Source organism: Sphingobium sp. Ant17 (assembly GCF_000588875.1).
In the GTDB taxonomy this organism is placed as follows: Bacteria; Pseudomonadota; Alphaproteobacteria; order Sphingomonadales; family Sphingomonadaceae; genus Sphingobium.
Window position 1 is genome coordinate 55,296 of sequence record NZ_JEMV01000010.1, and the last position, 17,692, is coordinate 72,987.

Annotated in this window: 20 protein-coding genes and 1 pseudogene; 18 read left to right on the top strand and 3 right to left on the bottom strand. The window is 63.1% G+C overall.

Features of this window, described 5'->3' with window-relative positions:
• Positions 1-43: 43 nt before the first annotated feature.
• The 11 genes from BF95_RS06640 to BF95_RS06690 all read left to right on the top strand — a co-directional run bounded on the left by BF95_RS06640 (position 44) and on the right by BF95_RS06690 (position 8,275).
• Positions 44-1,009 carry a VOC family protein gene (locus tag BF95_RS06640; protein WP_043150248.1) on the top strand — a complete coding sequence of 322 codons (966 nt, stop codon included), beginning with the start codon at positions 44-46 and terminating at the stop codon, positions 1,007-1,009.
• Complete coding sequence (locus BF95_RS06645) at positions 1,006-1,746, top strand: alpha/beta fold hydrolase (protein ID WP_081764057.1); 741 nt, start codon at positions 1,006-1,008, stop codon at positions 1,744-1,746. Before BF95_RS06640 ends, BF95_RS06645 begins: the two co-directional genes overlap by 4 nt.
• The gene (locus BF95_RS06650; RefSeq protein WP_043150251.1) at positions 1,743-2,519 is read left to right on the top strand and encodes an SDR family oxidoreductase; all 777 of its coding nucleotides are present in this window, start codon (positions 1,743-1,745) and stop codon (positions 2,517-2,519) included. Before BF95_RS06645 ends, BF95_RS06650 begins: the two co-directional genes overlap by 4 nt.
• A 1-nt stretch (position 2,520) precedes the next feature.
• Positions 2,521-3,075 carry an NADPH-dependent FMN reductase gene (locus BF95_RS06655; RefSeq protein ID WP_043150253.1) on the top strand — a complete coding sequence of 185 codons (555 nt, stop codon included), beginning with the start codon at positions 2,521-2,523 and terminating at the stop codon, positions 3,073-3,075.
• Between the two features lie 64 nt (positions 3,076-3,139).
• Entirely contained in the window at positions 3,140-4,303 is a 1,164-nt protein-coding gene (locus tag BF95_RS06660; RefSeq protein ID WP_043150255.1) for an acyl-CoA dehydrogenase family protein, read from the top strand.
• A gap of 9 nt (positions 4,304-4,312) precedes the next feature.
• Positions 4,313-4,771 carry a hypothetical protein gene (locus BF95_RS06665; protein WP_043150256.1) on the top strand — a complete coding sequence of 153 codons (459 nt, stop codon included), beginning with the start codon at positions 4,313-4,315 and terminating at the stop codon, positions 4,769-4,771.
• The gene (locus BF95_RS06670; RefSeq protein WP_043150258.1) at positions 4,768-5,157 is read left to right on the top strand and encodes a MaoC family dehydratase; all 390 of its coding nucleotides are present in this window, start codon (positions 4,768-4,770) and stop codon (positions 5,155-5,157) included. Before BF95_RS06665 ends, BF95_RS06670 begins: the two co-directional genes overlap by 4 nt.
• Before the next feature lie 21 nt (positions 5,158-5,178).
• A complete protein-coding gene (locus tag BF95_RS06675) occupies positions 5,179-5,733 on the top strand; it encodes a VOC family protein (RefSeq protein ID WP_235209598.1) in 555 nt (184 codons plus the stop codon).
• Between the two features lie 16 nt (positions 5,734-5,749).
• Entirely contained in the window at positions 5,750-6,589 is an 840-nt protein-coding gene (locus BF95_RS06680) for an alpha/beta fold hydrolase (protein WP_051519878.1), read from the top strand.
• Positions 6,586-7,341 (top strand): SDR family NAD(P)-dependent oxidoreductase, encoded by a 756-nt coding sequence (locus tag BF95_RS06685; RefSeq protein ID WP_043150261.1) that lies wholly within the window; start codon positions 6,586-6,588, stop codon positions 7,339-7,341. Before BF95_RS06680 ends, BF95_RS06685 begins: the two co-directional genes overlap by 4 nt.
• 16 nt (positions 7,342-7,357) lie before the next feature.
• Positions 7,358-8,275 carry an alpha/beta fold hydrolase gene (locus BF95_RS06690; protein ID WP_051519879.1) on the top strand — a complete coding sequence of 306 codons (918 nt, stop codon included), beginning with the start codon at positions 7,358-7,360 and terminating at the stop codon, positions 8,273-8,275.
• 107 nt (positions 8,276-8,382) lie between these two features.
• On the opposite strand, the gene BF95_RS06695 is transcribed toward BF95_RS06690, so the two are convergent.
• The gene (locus BF95_RS06695) at positions 8,383-8,847 is read right to left on the bottom strand and encodes a hypothetical protein (protein WP_235209599.1); all 465 of its coding nucleotides are present in this window, start codon (positions 8,845-8,847) and stop codon (positions 8,383-8,385) included.
• 164 nt (positions 8,848-9,011) lie between these two features.
• Between BF95_RS06695 and BF95_RS06700 the strand changes: the two genes are divergently transcribed.
• The 5 genes from BF95_RS06700 to BF95_RS06720 all read left to right on the top strand — a co-directional run bounded on the left by BF95_RS06700 (position 9,012) and on the right by BF95_RS06720 (position 14,117).
• Complete coding sequence (locus tag BF95_RS06700) at positions 9,012-9,464, top strand: nuclear transport factor 2 family protein (RefSeq protein WP_235209600.1); 453 nt, start codon at positions 9,012-9,014, stop codon at positions 9,462-9,464.
• Between the two features lie 47 nt (positions 9,465-9,511).
• Positions 9,512-11,848, top strand: a complete 2,337-nt coding sequence (locus tag BF95_RS06705) for a membrane-bound PQQ-dependent dehydrogenase, glucose/quinate/shikimate family (RefSeq protein WP_043150320.1) — start codon at positions 9,512-9,514, stop codon at positions 11,846-11,848.
• A gap of 86 nt (positions 11,849-11,934) precedes the next feature.
• Positions 11,935-12,375, top strand: coding sequence for a nuclear transport factor 2 family protein (locus tag BF95_RS06710; RefSeq protein ID WP_051519880.1), 441 nt, complete (start codon positions 11,935-11,937; stop codon positions 12,373-12,375).
• Positions 12,368-13,369 (top strand): NADP-dependent oxidoreductase, encoded by a 1,002-nt coding sequence (locus tag BF95_RS06715; RefSeq protein WP_043150264.1) that lies wholly within the window; start codon positions 12,368-12,370, stop codon positions 13,367-13,369. Before BF95_RS06710 ends, BF95_RS06715 begins: the two co-directional genes overlap by 8 nt.
• 22 nt (positions 13,370-13,391) lie before the next feature.
• The gene (locus BF95_RS06720) at positions 13,392-14,117 is read left to right on the top strand and encodes an SDR family oxidoreductase (protein WP_043150266.1); all 726 of its coding nucleotides are present in this window, start codon (positions 13,392-13,394) and stop codon (positions 14,115-14,117) included.
• On the opposite strand, the pseudogene BF95_RS06725 reads toward BF95_RS06720, so the two are convergent.
• Positions 14,114-15,225: pseudogene (locus BF95_RS06725) on the bottom strand (oxidoreductase). The gene BF95_RS06720 and the pseudogene BF95_RS06725 sit on opposite strands and share 4 nt — an antisense overlap.
• 169 nt (positions 15,226-15,394) lie before the next feature.
• Positions 15,395-15,601: a ferredoxin gene (locus BF95_RS06730; RefSeq protein WP_043150323.1), complete on the bottom strand. Its 207-nt coding sequence runs from the start codon at positions 15,599-15,601 to the stop codon at positions 15,395-15,397.
• Positions 15,602-15,693: 92 nt separating this feature from the next.
• Here BF95_RS06730 and BF95_RS06735 point away from each other — a divergent pair, with 92 nt between their 5' ends.
• Both BF95_RS06735 and BF95_RS06740 read left to right on the top strand, forming a co-directional pair.
• Complete coding sequence (locus BF95_RS06735) at positions 15,694-17,079, top strand: aromatic ring-hydroxylating dioxygenase subunit alpha (protein ID WP_043150326.1); 1,386 nt, start codon at positions 15,694-15,696, stop codon at positions 17,077-17,079.
• A gap of 26 nt (positions 17,080-17,105) precedes the next feature.
• Entirely contained in the window at positions 17,106-17,684 is a 579-nt protein-coding gene (locus tag BF95_RS06740) for a 3-phenylpropionate/cinnamic acid dioxygenase subunit beta (RefSeq protein ID WP_043150268.1), read from the top strand.
• Positions 17,685-17,692: the final 8 nt, after the last annotated feature.

Genomic DNA, 17,692 nt, shown 5'->3' on the forward strand with positions numbered 1-17,692 from the left:
GGCGGCGGCACGATCCGCCGCCCGACATGCCAAGGAGGACAGGATGAACGACAAGAGCATCGCCGGGCGGCGCGCCAATGTACTGGGCGTCCATTCGATTGACCATTTCGCGCTGGCCGTCCCGGATCTGGAGGACGCGCGCCGCTTCTACAGCCTCTTTGGTCTGGACGTGCGCGAGAGCGACGGCGGGCTGCATCTTTTCACACAGGGCAATCTTCATCGCTGGGGCGTCATCACGCAGGGCGCGGGCGCCAAGCAACTGCGCTATCTGAGCTTTGGCGTCTATGCCGACGAGATGGATGCGTTTGCCGCGCATCTCGATGCCTGTGGCGTCACCTATATCGACGCGCCTACGAGTGCGGACACGCAGGGCATCTGGTTCAGCGGCTTTGATGGCCTGCCGATCAATATCCGCCCGGCGGACAAGGCGACGCCGGCGGAAAAAAGCCATTTCTCCTTTGCTAGCGCCCCGCCCGGTCAGTCCGGCGCGATCCTCAACAGCCAGGCACCCAAGGTCCATCCGCGTCGCCTGTCGCACTTCGCGATCTTCACGACCGATGTGAACGCGGCCATCACTTATTATGAAAAGACGCTGGGCCTGCGCCTGTCTGACAAGAGCGAGCCGGGCGTCGCCTTTCTGCACGGCGTGCATGGCAGCGACCATCATCTGCTCGCACTCGTCCTGTCGGACCGACGCGGGATGCATCATAATAGCTGGGACGTAGGCTCCGTTATGGAAGTGGGCCTTGGCGGATCGACTATGGCGCGGGCGGGCTATGGTCCCAACTGGGGCGTGGGCCAGCATGTGCTGGGGGCCAATTATTTCTATTATGTCCGCGACCCATGGGGCAGTTTCAGCGAATATTCGGCCGACATCGACTTCATTCCCCATGACGTCGAATGGCCATCAGCCAATCATGCGCCCGAAGACAGCATGTTCCTGTGGGGGCCAGACCCCTTCCCCGAATTCATCCAGAACACAGAACCTACGGAGGCTGACCTGCCATGACCACATTTGTTTTACTCCACGGCGGCGGCATGGGCGGCTGGACCTGGAAATATGTCCGCGAGCTGCTCGAAGCGCGGGGGCACAGGGTTTATACGCCGACCTTCACCGGCTTTGGCGAGCGCGCGCACCTGACCGGCCGGCATGTCGGCAACACGGTCCATGTGCAGGATATCGTCAACGTCCTGCATTATGAGGATCTGCATGATGTCGTGCTGGTCGCGCACAGCTATGCCGGGACGGTGGCGCCGGGCGTGATCGCGCAAGCGGGCGACCGCATCGCCAGCGTCATTTATCTGGACGCCATCGTGCCCCATTCAGGCGAGCGCATAGCGTCGCTGATGGGCTATGTACCCGAAGACCAACTCGCTGGCCTGGACGCGATGCTGGAGGCAGGCGAAGGGCCGATAGGCTCTGGCGTAGATGTGATGCAGCGGGACGCGGCCAAGACGCACCCGCATCTGATGGACGCTGACCGGCAGCAATGGCTGCTCGATAATCTGACCGACCAGCCGATGCGGGCGACATCCTGTGTCATTCCTATAGGGGCTGAAACGATCACCAAGCCTGTCGATTATATTGCGGCGGCCATCACCGTCATGACCGCGATGCATCATCGCGCGCGGGCGCTGGGCTGGACCATCCACGACCATCCGGGCGATCATGCGCTGCTGGTGGGCGATCCCGAAGGGACGGTCGACCTGATCCTGAAGATCGCAGCCTCTAAGGGCGCGTCATGAATATCGACGCGCTTTTTTCCGTGCAGGGCCGCGTTGCGCTCGTCACGGGCGGGTCGAGCGGCATCGGCCGCCATATTGCCACCGGCTACGCCGCGGCCGGGGCGAAGGTCTATATCTGCGCCCGAACCGAGGCCAAGGTGTTGGCGGCAGCGCAGGCGATCAGCGAGGTAACCGGTGGCACCTGCATCGGCCTGACCGCCGACCTGTCGACCCTTGCTGGGATCGACGCTCTGGTGGCGCAGGTGGCTGCGCGCGAAGACGCGATGCACATGCTAGTCAATAATGCCGGGACGATGGCCGATGCGCCGATTGACGATTATAGCGAGGACGACTGGGACCAGGTGATCGACCTGAACCTGAAGGCGCCCTTCTTCATCCTCCAGAAATTCCTGCCATTGTTGCGCGCGGGCGGCACGGCGGAGCGGCCAGCTTCGCTCATCAATATCGGCTCGGTGGGCGCGCTGAAGGTCGGGCCGAAAGAAAATTACGCCTATCAAGCGTCAAAGGGCGCAATCCACTGGCTGGCCAAGGGGCTGGCCAAGCGACTGGGCCGCGACAACATCATCGCCAATGTGATCGCACCGGGATTTTTCGAATCCGAGATGACGGTGATCGCGTCGGACGAGATGCGCAAAATGGTGGAGGGCATGGTGCCGCGCGGGCGCGTGGGGACGCCGGAAGATTTGGCCGGAACGGCCATCTATCTGGCGTCGCGCGCGGGTGCCTATGTCACCGGTTCGGTCATTCCGGTCGAAGGAGGATTGTCGATCTAATATGGGTCAACTTCATTTTGTGGCTATTGGCGGCACCTTGCGCGCCTTCTCTTCAACAGAGCGCGCGCTTCGCAAAGCACTAGCCCTTGCCGAGACACGAGGTGCGCGAACGACATTGTTATCTGGCGATGCCATCAACTTTCCGCTTTATTCGCCGGAAAATGCAGTTCGATCTGAGCTTGCCAGCGCCTATGTCGAAACGCTGCGGTCCGCTGACGCAGTCATCTTAGGATCGCCCGGTTATCACGGTGCGATTTCCGGCTTTGTGAAAAATGCGCTGGATTATGTTGAAGATATGAATCGGGATGATCGTTGCTATTTTGACGGCCTGCCGGTAGGCTGCATTGCCACGGCGGCGGGGTGGCAAGCCGCAGTCGCCACACTCCAACAGTTGCGTGTCATAACTCATGCCTTGCGCGGCTGGCCGACACCATTGGGTATTGCCATCAATACCATCGGTGAGACTGGAGACCCAGTCGAACAAAATCCCATTCCCGCCCATTTGGGTATGATGGTGGATCAACTGTTTCAATTTTACAATCGCTCGACCCTATAAGAGGATAGGTTCTCAAAGACCCTGACAAGTGCCTAATAGTTGGGCAAAGAGAACAGGAAAGATAATGGATTTTTCGCTCACCGAGGAACAGCAGGCCTTTCGCGATATCGTGCGCCGCTGGGTCGATGCTGAGGCGCCCAAGGACTGGATGCGCGCGCTGGAGGCCGACGAGGAAAATTACCCCTACGCGCTATGGGACAAGATCGCCGAGCAGGGCTTCTTCGGCATCGGCATACCAGAGGAATATGACGGCCTGGGCGGCGACGTCATGATGCAGATGATCTTCGCGCGCGAATTTGCACGGACCGCGGGCGGGCTGCTGTGGGTCTGGGGCCTGACATCCTTTGGCGGGGCCAAGACGATCAGCGCGGTCGGCACCGAAGAACAGAAGAACCGCTGGTTGCGGCCGATGGCGCAAGGCAAGCTGCGCGTGTCGCTCTCCATGACCGAACCCGATGGCGGGACCGACGTGCTGGGCGCGATGAAGACCCACGCGGAAAAGGTCGATGGCGGCTGGAAGCTGAACGGCGCGAAGATGTGGACGACCGGCGCGAAGGCGGCCGACCGCCTGCTCGTCCTGGCCCGCACCGACAGACAAGTCGAAAAGAAGCATCATGGCCTGACCATGTTCTTCGTCGATGCCAAGACGCCGGGCATCACCGCGTCGCTGTTACCAAAGCTGGGGATGCGCGCGATGGGGTCGTGCGAGGTTCATTATGAGGATGTGTTCGTCCCCGACGAAGATGTTCTGGGGGAACCGGGCCAGGCGTGGTACGCGATGCTGCCGACGCTGAACAATGAGCGGATCATGGTGGGCGCGCAGTGCCTGGGCGCAATCGACGGGGTGCTGGAAGATGCGCTGGCCTATATGCTCCAGCGCAAAGCGTTTGGCGGCATCATCGGGCGGTTCCAGGTGTTGCAGCATTATGTAGCGGATATCGCGACCTGGCAGAAGAGCACCGAATTGCTGCTGAACAATGTCGCCTGGATGCAGTCCAACGGCATGAATTGCGGTGTTGAGGCCAACATGCTCAAGATGGTCGCGACCGAAAATGCGGTGAAGGCCGCCGACCTTGGCATCCAGATATTGGGCGGCATGGGCTATTCGGCGGAAACCGACATGCAGCGTTACTGGCGCGATCACCGGATTTTGCGGATGACCCCGATCAGCAACGAAATGGTCCGCAACTCGATCGCCGAAAGCCTCGGCCTGCCGCGCTCTTATTAGGGACCAGCCATGAGCGATCTCGACACTTTGCCCCCCGCTCCCGACGCTGCCGGCATATCGCTGGACGGCACGACGGTCTTCACGATCAGCGCGGAGGAGAATGCCGCGCTGTGCCGGTCCACCGGGATCGAACCGGCCAGCGACGGCACTGCCCACCCGATCTATTATTATGTCGCCACGCAGGTTGCGATGGGCAAGACCGTCGCGGGCGTGTGCGAAGCCTGCCAGTTCGACGTCGATGACGGTCCGATGATGGGCAGCAGCGGCGTCAAGTTCGACGCGCCGCTGATGGTTGGGACAAGCTACAAGGTCACGGGCGAAATATTGAGCCTGATCCGCAAGCGCAGCCGCAAGCTGGGCGTGATGGACGTGCTGACCTATCGCCTGCGCCTGCATCTGTTGGACGGAATGCAGGTTCTAGAAACCGATAACGTCTGGGTGCTGCCGCGCAAGGAGTTCGCCGCATGAGCTATGCCGTCGGAGACGCCTTGCCGCCCTTCACGATCGAGAGCGTCAGCCCCGAAGCGATGCAGCAATGGGCGGTTTTCTTGGCCGACCCCAATCCCATCCATCTGGATGTCGAGGTGGTGAAGGCCAAGGGACTGGGCGACCGGGTCATCAACCAGGGACCGGCCAATGTCGCCTATATGATGAACATGCTGATGCGCGCCTTCCCAGGCGGGCGGATCAAGGCGATGGATTCGCGGTTTCTGGACAATGTCTATGGCGGCGACCGTGCGACCGTAACCGGCACGGTCGCAGCGATCGACGGCAACAGCATCGCGTGCACATTCACACTCGATGTCGAGGGACGGGGCACCGTCAATTCCGGCACGACGACGATAGAAATCTAAAAAATCCAAGGAGATAAGATTATGCCAAGCGGACCTTTTGCCCATGTGTGCATGGTCGTGCGCGATCTGGACACCGCGATCGTGGATTGGACCAAGATATTGCGCGTGCTGGACCCCGCCAGCCTAGAAAAGCGTCTGGTCAAATATGACGAATTTTCCAGCGGTGCGGACGCCGGCATGAAATGGGCGACCTTCGTCAATGATGGCGGCACGGAAATCCAGTTCATCCAGCCCGCCCCCGGCACGCCGATGGGCGACCGGTTGGACAAGGTGGGCGAGCATGTCCATCACCTGTGCTATTCGACCGACGATGTGCCGGGTGCGATGGAGAAGCTGCGGGCCGAAGGGCTGCACCTGCCGGGCGGCGGCCAGACTCATAACGACCCCGACATGACCTGGCAGAAGTGGAGCTGGATCGGCCACAAGAGTACGCATGGCGCGATGATCGAAGTGGCGTCGCCCTACGAAAGCCGCAACGACGGCAAATGGCATCATGCGCCGGGCAAGTTCGCCTATGCCGGTCCCGGCGAACATGAGTGCTTCGCCGAAATCGCGCCGCCGATCGCCGCCGAATAAGCACGGAGTGCCCGGCATGATGTCCGCGACCCGGATCAGCCTGCCGGGCGACGGCGTGGCGATGGTGGCGGACGCCTATGGCGACCCGGCCGCGCCGCCCGTCTGCTTCTTCCATGGCGGCGGACAAAGTCGCCGGTCCTGGGCCGGGTCGGCGCGGCGGGTAGCGCAGGCGGGCTATTACGGCCTGACCTTCGACCTGCGCGGCCATGGTGAGAGCGGCTGGGCCAGCGATGGCGATTATCTGCTGGAAGCCTATGGCCGCGATGTCGAGGCGATCCTGGCGGCGCTCGGCCGTCCGATGGCGCTGGTAGGTGCCTCACGGGGCGGGCAGTCGGCGCTGGTCGGTGGATCGCGGCATCCCGATCGCGTGCGCCTCATCATGCTGGCCGATGTTGCGCCGCATATCGACGACGCCGGAGTGGAGGAGATACGCGGTTTCTTCCGCGCCAGTGAAGCGGGCTTCGTGTCGCTGGACGAGGCCGCCGATGCGCTGCACCGCCATCTGGGCCAACCACGTGTGGCCGATGTGTCGGGCCTGGCCAAGGCGATGCGAACAGATGGCGAGCGGCTGTTCTGGCACTGGGATCCGCGCACGACTTCGCAGCAATTTCTGCATCCGCCATCCGAAGGCGAAGCGCTGGTGGCGGCCGCGATGCGCGTCACCACGCCGGTCGTTCTGGTGAAGGCGGAACTGAGCGAGATCGTGTCGGACGAGAGCGTCCGCCAGTTTCAGGCGCTGACCCCGCATCTGGAGGTCGAGGTCGCGCATGGTGTGGGCCATATGTTCACCGGCGACCATAATGATGCCTTTGCCGAACGGCTGCTCCGACATTTGACCACGTATCTGCCGCTATGAACCGGGGTGCGGCCTTTGTCGTCGGCGGTACGGGCGGGCTAGGCGGCATCATTTGTCGTCGACTCGCGGACGAATGGGATGGCGTGGCGATCGGCTACCGCTCTAGCGCGGACAAGGCGCGGGCGGTGATCGACACGCTGCGCGGAGGTCAGGACCGAGCGATCGCCGTCCATTGCGACCTGTCCGACATGGCCAGCATCCAGAGCGGCTTTGCTGAGGCCAAGGCGCGGTTCGGTGCGATAGGAACGGTGATTTTCGCCAGCGGTGTGGACATTGCCCAACCCTTCGTCAGTCAGATCGGCGAGGATCAATGGCGGCAGGTGATCGAGGTCGAATTGATCGGCTTTACCCGCATCGTCGCCGCCGCCCTGCCCCACTTCCGCGCGCAGACTTTCGGCAATTTCGTATCGGTTGTGTCGGTCGCCAATTATTGCTTTCCGCCGGGCGATGCCCTGTCCTCGGTGCCCAAGGCGGGGATCGAGGCGCTGGGCCGCGCCATTGCGAAAGAGGAAGGCCGTTATGGCATCCGCGCGAACATGGTTGCGCCCGGCATCATCAACGCGGGACTGGGGGCCGAATTTCTCACCACCCTCTACACGCCCGCCATCTGGGAAGCGCAGCGCAAGCGGATCGCGCTCCAGCGCTTTGGCGATGGCGAGGATATTGCGCAGGCCGTCGCCTTCCTGGCGTCGGAGCGTGCGCGCTACATTACTGGCCAGACATTGATCGTCGATGGCGGCTTCAGCCTTTGAACGGATAGAGCGATCCATGCCGAAGTTCACACTGTCCCTGCACGTCGAAACTGCGGTCGATTTCGGCGAAGCGATCCAGATCGCGGCAACACTGGCGATACCCGACAGACTGCCCGATGGCCCGATCGACCTGCTCGTCTGCCTGCACGGCGGCACCTATAGCCGCTGGTATTGGGATGCGCAGATTGATGGCTGGCCGGGCTATAGTTTCGTCGATCATTGCTTGGCACAGGGCAAGGCGGTGCTGGCGCTGGACGCGCTGGGTATGGGCGAGAGCAGCCAGCCGGGCCGGGAAGATGTGTTGACACCCCATGTCGGCGCACAAGCGCATCATCTGGCGCTGGCGGCGGTTCTGGAACGGATGGAGGTCGGGGAATGGGGCGCGCATATCGAGGGGCGCACGCGGCGGATAACCGGCATCGGCCATTCGATGGGCGGGATGCTGACGATCGTGCAACAGGCGCAATGGGCCAGTTTCGATCAGGTCGCGGTACTTGGCTTTACCAATATCGGTCTGGCCATGTCGGACGAGGTGCGATCCGCCATCGGGGCACAGGTGGCAGGGCCAGGCTATGGCGCGGCCAATCGCGCGGCGATGCACGGCTATTTCCATGCAGCAGACGTGCCCGAAACGGTGATCGCAGCCGACGATGCGCGGGCGTCGCTGACGCCCAACAGCTATGGGCGGCTGGCCATCATGCCCGGCGGCGTTGCGGCGGAGGCTGCCGCGATCGCCGCGCCGGTCTATCTGCATTTTGCCGACATCGACGTCAGCCCCGATCCCCATGCCGAACCGGTGGGGTATCGCGGGTCGCGCCATGTCACGCTGACGACGCTGGCGGAGGCGGCCCATTGTCATAATTTCGCATCGACCCGGCTGAAAGGCTGGACGATGCTGCACCAGTGGATCGACCATATCGGCGCCATCGGCTGATGAAGATATGGCCCCGGCCACTCAGAAGGCGGCCGGGGCAAGGCTTACTTACTTATAGGGATCGACGGGCTGGGGCACCTTGATGACTTCCAGATCCTTGAGCATCGTCAGCACGTCCGAGATCGAATAGATATGGTCGATCTTGCCGTCGCGGAAGCGCAGCCAGGAGAACCACAGGACGTTGAGTTCGTTGCCAGTCGCTGGACGCCCATATAGGGACCGCCGGTATGCTTGCCATGGTGATGGCACAGCACGCAGATTTCATCGTCGCCCCGGCCCCACGCCTTGAGCGTGCGATAGATGCTGGGCGGGAAAGTGGTGTACAGGCCCTGCGGCGAGCTTTTCCAGACATGATAAGTACCCAGGTCCGGCCGGTTTGGATTGTCATAGGTCATGGTGTCGGTATTGAAGAAGGCATCCATTCCGTCCCAGTCACCGCGATTGATGACTTCGTGCAGGTCCATCCAGTGATTGACCATGTATGCCTGGCTGTCGGTCAGCCCGGCAGTGATTTCAGCCCGTGTCTCTGCGGACAGGACGAAATCGGCTTCGGTGAACGGGGCTAGACCCATTTATACTCTCCTAGATAAACGCTTGAGGCAAATTGGCCCGCTGACATGTGCCTGCGGTAACGCCTCATCCCCTGTCGCCATCCCTTCGACACCTACCCAACGAAAGGCGGCCGGCCAACCGGCCTGTGCGATCGATCATTCTATAGAATGAGGGAGAGTGGGTGATGCTGACTGTGCAGGAGATGTCGGACCGGTTCGAAATACAGGATTTGATCGTGGGCTATTGCTACGCGGTCGACGGCCGCGACTGGGATGCGCTGGACCAGTATTTCACAACCGACGCGGTGATCGACTATTCCGAAATGGTCGGCGTTTCGGGCAGCCTGGCCGAGATCAAACAGTTTCTGGCGAGCAGCCTGACGCCGATCCTGGCGTTCCAGCACGGGGTATCGACCACCCGCTACAACATCGATGGCGACCGCGCGCAGACCAAGACCGTCTGCATCAATCCCATGACCGTCAGCGATGGCACGAACGCCGACACGCTGGTTTTCGGCCTGTGGTATATCCATGATTATGTCCGCACGCCTGCGGGATGGCGGATCAGCCGCCTGTACGAACAGAAATGCTATCGCATGAACGTGCCCGACTGGCTGGCCGCGCAACTGCCTGCCTGATCGCATCCGTCGCCCTCTTCCCTGCCCCCGTGCGCCAAGGTGCCTTCATGCAACGCTTCCTCAATGCCGCCTTCCTGATCCTGCTTGCCGTGGCCGGGCTTTGCCTTGTCTGGCTTGGCGGGCGGCTGCTGTTGCTGGGCGGATCGCCTTGGTATCTTGCGTCCGGACTGGTCATGGTCACCGTCGCGCTGCTGGGCTGGCGCAGGGCTCCGCTGTCGATCGCTTTGTTCTGGGCTTTTCTGGCGACGAACCTCGCCTGGGCCTTGTGGGAGGTAGGGCTGGACGGATGGGCGCTGGCCCCGCGCCTGGCCATGCCGCTGTGCCTTGGCCTCTATATGCTGACCCCCTATTATCGGCGCCACGTCGGGCGATCCACCCCGTTGCCGGGCGAACGCGTGCTGTGGCCCGCGCTGGCGCTGATCGTCGGGGCAAGTATCGGCTTGGCGTTCTGGGCCGATCGCACGCCTGCCGCGGCGAGTCGGATATGGGGTCCGGCCCCCGCCAGTGCGGCCGATGGTGACTGGATCGCCTATGGCAACGACCGAGGCGGATCGCGCTATTCCCCGCTGGAACAGATCAGCCCGTCCAATGTCGGCAACCTCCAACCGGCCTGGACCTATCGCACCGGCAAGGTGGGCGACGGCAAACAGGGCACAGCCTTTCAGGTCAACCCGATCAAGGTCGGCAACCGCCTGTTCCTGTGCGCGGGCAATAATGACGTTATCGCGCTGGACCCGGAAATCGGGCGGCAATTGTGGCGGCATAATCCCAAGACGGATCTGGCCGGGGTCTATGGCCTGGTGTGCCGGGGCGTAACCTATTATCGCGTGCCCGGCGCAACGGGGGCCTGCGCCGAACGCATCTTTACCGCCACGCTCGACGCGCGGCTGATCGCGCTGGATGCCGCGACCGGGCGGCCCTGCCCAGGTTTCGGGCGCGGCGGACAGGTCGACCTGAAGACAGGGCTGGGCCAGGTGGACAAGGGCTATTATTTCGTTACGTCGCCCCCCGCCCTGGTGCGCGGGCGCCTGGTACTGGGCGGCTGGGTAACGGACGGGCAGAAGATCAGGGAGCCGTCCGGCGTCGTGCGCGCATTCGACGCCGTCACCGGCGATTTCGCCTGGGCTTTCGACATTGGTCGCCCCGACGACCATGGCCTGCCGCCGGCCGGCGCGACCTTCACGCCCGGCACACCCAATAGCTGGGCGCCGATGAGTTCGGACGAGACGCTGGGCCTGGTCTATGTGCCGACCGGCAATGCCACGCCCGATTATTTCGGCGGGCACCGGACGGCCAACGATGATCGCTACGCCAGTTCGGTGATTGCACTGGATGGCATGACCGGCGCGGTGCGATGGTCGTTCCAAACGACGCATCATGATCTGTGGGATTATGACGTGCCGGCCCAGCCCACGCTGGTCGATCTGCCCGGCGGGGTGCGCGGCCTGCTCCAGCCGACCAAGCGTGGCGAAATTTTCTTTCTCGACCGCGTGACCGGAAAGCCGATCCTACCGGTTGAGGAACGTCCCGTGCCGCAGGGTGTGATGCCGGGCGAGCGCCTGTCAAAAACTCAGCCCTATTCGGTTGCCATCCCCAGCTTTACCGGACCGCGTCCGACGGAAAAGGGCATGTGGGGGCTGACCCCGATCGACCAGGCGATCTGCCGCATCCGATTCAGGGAGGCGCGGTTCGATGGCGACATGACGCCGCTGTCGACAGAGCATCCGACGATCACTTGGCCCGGCTATCTGGGCGGGATCGACTGGGGCGGTGTATCGGTCGATCCCCGGCGCGGACTGATGATCGTCAACAACAACCAGGTCGGCAATTATAACCGCCTTATCCCGCGCGCAGAGGCCGACCGGCGCGGCATCAAGCCGATGAACGCCGTCCATATGGGCGATGTCGGTGGCCCCGCAGCGCAACAGGGCGTGCCCTATGCCGCGCAGATCGCACCGTTCCTATCGCCGCTTGCCATTCCCTGCCAGCAGCCGCCCTATGGCCGGATCAATGCTGTGGACTTGAAAACCGGCAAGATGGTGTGGAGTCGCCTGCTTGGCACATCGCGCGACAGCGGGCCGCTGGCGCTGCCGACCTTCGTGCCGATTCCGATGGGGGTGCCCAATATCGGCGGATCGGTGGCAACGGCCAGCGGCCTGACGTTTATAGGCGCGACCCAGGAACATGCGTTTCGCGCCTATGACACAGCGACCGGCCGCCTGCTGTGGAAGGCGCGCCTGCCCGCCGGCGGCAATGCGTCGCCCAGCAGCTATTGGTCCAACGCCAGCGGACGCCAATTCGTGGTGATCGCGGCCGGTGGCCATGGCGCAATGCTGTCGGGCTCCAGCGACCAGTTGATCGCCTATGCCCTGCCAAAGAAATGATCGGCCGGCGGCTCGATCCTATCGCTTGGCGGGCAAGATCGGCCGTCCCTTCCCTATGCTGTCCAACGACATGAGGGAGGATCAGAATGGCAGCACATGGCAGCCTGACGCGCAGGGCGCTGCTTACGGCGGATGACGAGCGGGCGATCCACCATTTGCTGCTGCGCTACGCGACCGGGATCGACACCCGCGACTGGCCGTTGTTCCGCACCTGCTTCGCGCGCGATTGCGAAGCCGATTATGGCAGCTTCGGACGCTGGCGCGGGTCGCGCCAGATCACCGAATATATGGAGGGCGCGCACCGCCATATGGGGGCGACGCTGCACCGGATCAGCAATATCGTGGTGGAAAGCTGTAACGACGAAATCGTCGCGCGCAGCTATGTTGACGCCATCCTGATGGACCAGATTCAGGGCGTGACCCACCGGGCGACCGGCTATTATGACGATTGCTTGATCCGCACATCGGCAGGATGGCGCATATCGCGGCGGAAATTCACGATGGTCAAGGCCGGGCTGGATGGGTGAGGCCAACCGCCAGGTGATTCTGGTCGCGCGGCCGACCGGCATCGCGCAGGCAGCCGATTTCGCGATCCGGCCCGGCCCGATCAACCAGCCCGGTCCCGGCCAGATACTGGTGCGCAATCATTATCTGTCGGTCGAACCGGCGATGCGCGGCTGGATAGCTGATAGCGGCAGTTATGCCGCGCCCGTCGCTATCGGTTCGGTGATGCGCGCGCTGGCGGCGGGACAGGTGGTGGCGTCGGGCGACGCGGCCTACCAGGTCGGCGATCATGTCACTGGCTGGTTTGGCTGGCAGGACTACGCCTGCGTTTCGACCGACCAGGTGGTGCAGCGCACCCGCGCGGCGGAGATGCGCGCGGCGCTGGGCATATTGGGGATCAACGGCGTGACCGCCTATCTGGCGCTGACGATGATCGGCCAGCCGCGCGCGGGCGAGACGGTGCTGGTGTCCACGGCCGCCGGGGCCGTCGGATCGGCGGTGGGGCAGATTGCGCGCATATTGGGGTGCCGCACGATCGGCATTGCCGGTGGCCCGGAGAAGGCGCGCTGCAGCGTCGACGATTTCGGCTATGACGGCGCGATCGATTATCGCGGGGAAGATGTCGGCGCGGCGGTGGCGCGGCTCGCGCCGGAGGGGATCGACATTTATTTCGACAATGTGGCGGGCGCGATCAGCGACGCGGTGCTGCCGCATCTGGCCATGAAGGGCCGGGTCGTGGTGTGCGGCACGGCGTCGATCGATCGCTGGGAACCGTGGCCGCAAGGGCCGCGGGTCGAACGTCATCTGCTGGTCAAGCGCGCGCGGATGGAGGGGTTCGTCATCTTCGACCATATGGACCGCTATGGCGATGCCGTGGCGCAGTTGCGCGCGTGGATCGGCGAGGGCCGCCTGACGTGGCGGGAAGAGATACTGGACGGGATCGAAGCCTGCGCGGATGCACTGGCGGGGCTGTATCGCGGCGAAAATGACGGCAAGCGGCTGATCCGCCTCGTCTGACAATGGATGAAGGAGAGATGCGATGACCAGTCTGACGGGGAAGATTGCAATCGTGACCGGTGCGTCGTCGGGTATCGGCGCAGCTACGGCGCATGCGTTGGCGGGCGCGGGCGCGACTCTGGTGCTGGTGGCGCGCCGGGCGGATCGGCTCGCGGCGCTGGCGGCGGACCTTGGCGCCGACTGCCTGCCCTTGGTTGCCGACATGGCCGAGGCGGGCGCGCCGCAGTGCCTGCATGATAGGGTGATGGCGCAGTTCGGGCGCGCCGACATCCTCGTGAACAATGCCGGCATCCTTCATGCCGCGTCGATCGATCAGTTCGACCTGGACCAATTACGACCGATGATCGCGCTAAATTATGAAGCGGTGGTGCGGACCTGCACGTTGTTCGGGCGGTCGATGAAGGCGGCGGGCACTGGCCAGATCATCAACATATCCAGCATCGGCGCGAACATCATCGCGCCGGGCGTGGGCGTCTATGGCGGGCTGAAGCGGGCGCTGGAGGCGTTTACCGATTGCCTGCGCGTCGAGCTGGCCGGAAGCGGGGTCAAAGTCGGCATCGTCGCGCCGGGCACCACCAACACGGAGATTTTCGAGGACATGAAAGCGCGCGGCCAGCCCGCCTGGGACAGTTTCATCGCCGCAATGCAGCCGGGCGACGTGGCTGATGCCGTGCGGTACATGGCGACGCAGTCGGACCGCACCAACATGGCGCGCATCCAGGTCTATGCCGCCGCGGACACGCATTAATCCAACGTGGCGTAAGCCTCGAGCCGGAACGGATCGACCGCGCCGCCATCGCGCATCTTGCGGACCCAGTGGGGGTCCATCAGCAGCGCGCGGCCGACGGCGATCAGGTCAAATTCGCCCTGCGCCATGCGGGCCACCACCAAATCCAGATTATCGGTCATCACCGTTGGCTGGGCGAAGGAGGATTGCAGATCCTTGCTGAGGCCGACGCCACCGACCGCAATCACTGGCTTGCCAGTCAGCCGCTTGATCCATCCGGCAAGGCCCATGGCGGACCCGTCGAACGCGGGGGTCGAAAACAGGCGCGTGCTGGCATCGAAGACGTCGACACCGGCGTCCGTGATCGGGGCCAGCATCGATGCCAGTTCATCGGGGGTCTGGGCGCTACGGGCGTCATAATCCTGCAATTTCCATTGCGAGAAGCGGAAGATGATCGGGAAGTCGGGCGCGGTCGCGGCGCGGACGGCGCGGACCACTTCCGCTGCGAACAGCGCGCGGGTGGCCGCGTCGCCGCCCCAGCGGTCATCGCGCAGATTGGTGCGGTGCCACAGGAAACTGTCGATCAGATAGCCATGGGCGCCATGCAGCGCGATGCCATCGAAGCCGACCGCGCGGGCGTTGGCCGCGCTGCGGGCGAAGGCGGCGATGATATCGCTGATTTCGCTGTCGGTCAGCGGCGTCGTGGGCGCGCGCACTGCCTCGAGATAATCAGGCGGCACCATCGCCCTGTCCGTCGGCCCCCAGATGCCCGATGGCCGGGCCGACGGTGCCTGCGGATCATAGCCGGTGCCCGGCACGCGAATGACGCCCTGATGCCAGAGCTGCGGGACGATCAGCCCGCCGGCAGCATGGACCCCGGCGACAATGGCGCGCCAACGGGCCAGCGCTGCGTCGCCATGCAGGAGCGGCGACGCGCCGCCGCCCATGGATTCGCGACCGAGGGCGGCGGGATGATCCACGCCGATGCCTTCGGTCACGATCAGCCTACGTCCGCTTCAACTCGACGGCGATAATATGCGGCGACCCCATCGGACGGCACGCCGCCCGGTGAGAAGTTGCGCGTCATCGGTGCCATCACGAAGCGGTTGCGCAGGCGCAGGCCCGCCACATTGACGGGCGTGAACAGCATGTCCCTTGCGTCGGTCATCCTCTATCCTTCCTGCCGCCCCATGGCCGCGCTGGTGCCGCAGTGACCGGCGGCGAGGAACCTACCTATCGGCAGGTTCCTCGCCGGCCCAACGAGCAGAGCCTTCAGCCATGGGATACGCAGCAGCCAATCAGGCGTCGACGACCGCCAATGCTGCCTGGGGACAGGCCTCCGCTCCCTCGCGTGCCTGGTCTTCAAGACCTGCCGGCACGATCGGGTCTTCCACATAGACGATGCCATTGGCATCCAGTTTATATACTTCGGGGCAGATTTCGGCGCACACGCCATAGCCGCAGCAAGCTGCCTTATCGATTACCACCTTCAACGTCTGGCTCATCATCCTCTCCTTATGGAGCAACATTACAACTTGAACAGATTTAGTTCAATATGTATAACGCGACTCACGATGGATTTTCCAAGGAGAGGAAGATGCTGCACAAGGCCGGTTTGACTCTGAGCGATGGGACCACGCTCGACGACCTCATCAACCGCGACATGAACGAAGTGTCGCTGCGGGTGATGAACGACAAGGAACTATACGAACTGGAAATGGAGCGCGTCTTCGCGCGGACTTGGCTGTTGCTGGGCCATGAGTCGGAAATTCCCAAGGCGGGCGACTATGTCATGCGCGACATGGCCGAGGATAATGTGATCGTCTCGCGGGCACGCGACGGCGAAGTGCACGTCATGCTCAACGTCTGTCCACATCGCGGCATGAAGGTGTGCACCGCCGAAGCGGGCAATGCCGCCGCGCATCGCTGCATCTATCATGGCTGGGCGTTCCGTTCCGACGGCAGCTTCATCGGCGCGCCGATCGAAAAGGAACAGATGCACGGCAACCGCCACAGCAAGGACGAACTGGGCCTGAAAAAGGCGCGGGTACATCTTTATGGCGGGCTGATCTTTGCGACATGGAGCAAAGATCTGTCGTTCGAGGATTATCTGGGCGACGCGAAATTCTATCTCGATCAGCTATTCTGCCGTACCGACAATGGCCTGGAAATGCTTGGCCCCCCGCAGCGCTTCGTGCTGCCGTGCAACTGGAAGATCCCCGGCGAACAGTCGGGTTCGGACGGTTTCCACACGCTGACGCTGCACCGGTCGCTGATGGAAGGCGGCATCATGGGCGGCACGGCCGAGTCGATCTACGACACCGCGCCCGGCATGTATGGCGTCGATATCTCGGTGCCGCAGGGGCACACGCTGCGCTGCCTGGAAGCGGCGCAGACCTTCAAGATGTTTGCCGACATCAGTTTCGAAGGTAAGACGACCGAGGAGCGGCTGAACCTGCTCACCCCGCCGGGCGTCACCAAGGACATGATCCCGCAGCTGTTCAAGAATCTGTCGGAAGCGCAGGTCAACCAGTTGGCGACCATCCCTCCGCAGGTCGGCGGCATGTTCCCCAATATCCTGATCGCCTTCATCTTTGCGCCGCGCATGGATGGCGGCGCGTCGGGCGCGCTTTCGCTACACACTTATGTTCCAAAGGGACCGGACAAGGTGGAGTTCATCAACTTCATCTTCGCCGAGAAGGATGCGCCGGAGGACGTAAAGCGGGACATGCTCCAGAATGCGATCTGGTCCACCGGCACCTCCGGTACGATCGAGCAGGACGACGCCGACACATGGCCGCAGATCATGCGCAATTCGCGCGGGCATATGAGCAAGACCATGACGCTGAAATATCAGGCGCTGCATGGCCATGAACGGCCCGAAGGCTGGGTCGGCGGGGGTGATCTCTATCCTGGCTTTACCAAGGACGACACGCAATGGGCTTGGTGGTCGGCCTATTATGACCTGATGGCCGAAGCCTGAGCGACGCGAAGAGAGAGGATCACAACATGACCGTGAACTACGCGACAGCCGCGATCGACAAGACCAGCGTCATGCGCGGGCTGGTATCCATCCAGCGCGTGCCGTTGGGTTCGGAGGTCTATAACCGCCTGCTCGAAACCCTGTATGACGAGGCGGCGGCGCTTGACGAGCGCCGGTTCGACGACTGGGTCGCCTATCTGGAGCAGGATCTGGTCTATACAGCGCCCCTGCGCCTGACCCGCAACGGTCCCAACAAGGACCGCGACGTCGTGCGCACGATGAAGCATTTCGACGAGAATTATGCGTCGATCCTGATGCGGACCGGGCGCCTGTCGAAAAGCGCCTGGGCGGAAGATCCGCCGTCGCGCACGCGCCGCTTCGTCACCAATGTCCGTATTGCCCAGTGCGACACGGCGGGCGAATATGAAGTTGTGAGCTATCTGTACGTCGAGCGCAGCCGGTTCGATAACCCGGACAATGAGTCGATCACGGCCGAGCGGCGGGATGTGTGGCGGCGGGTCGATGGCGCCTACAAGCTGGCGGTGCGCGAAATCATCGTCGACCAATCGACGCTGGGCATGTCCAACTTCGCGATCTTCCTCTGACGGGGCGA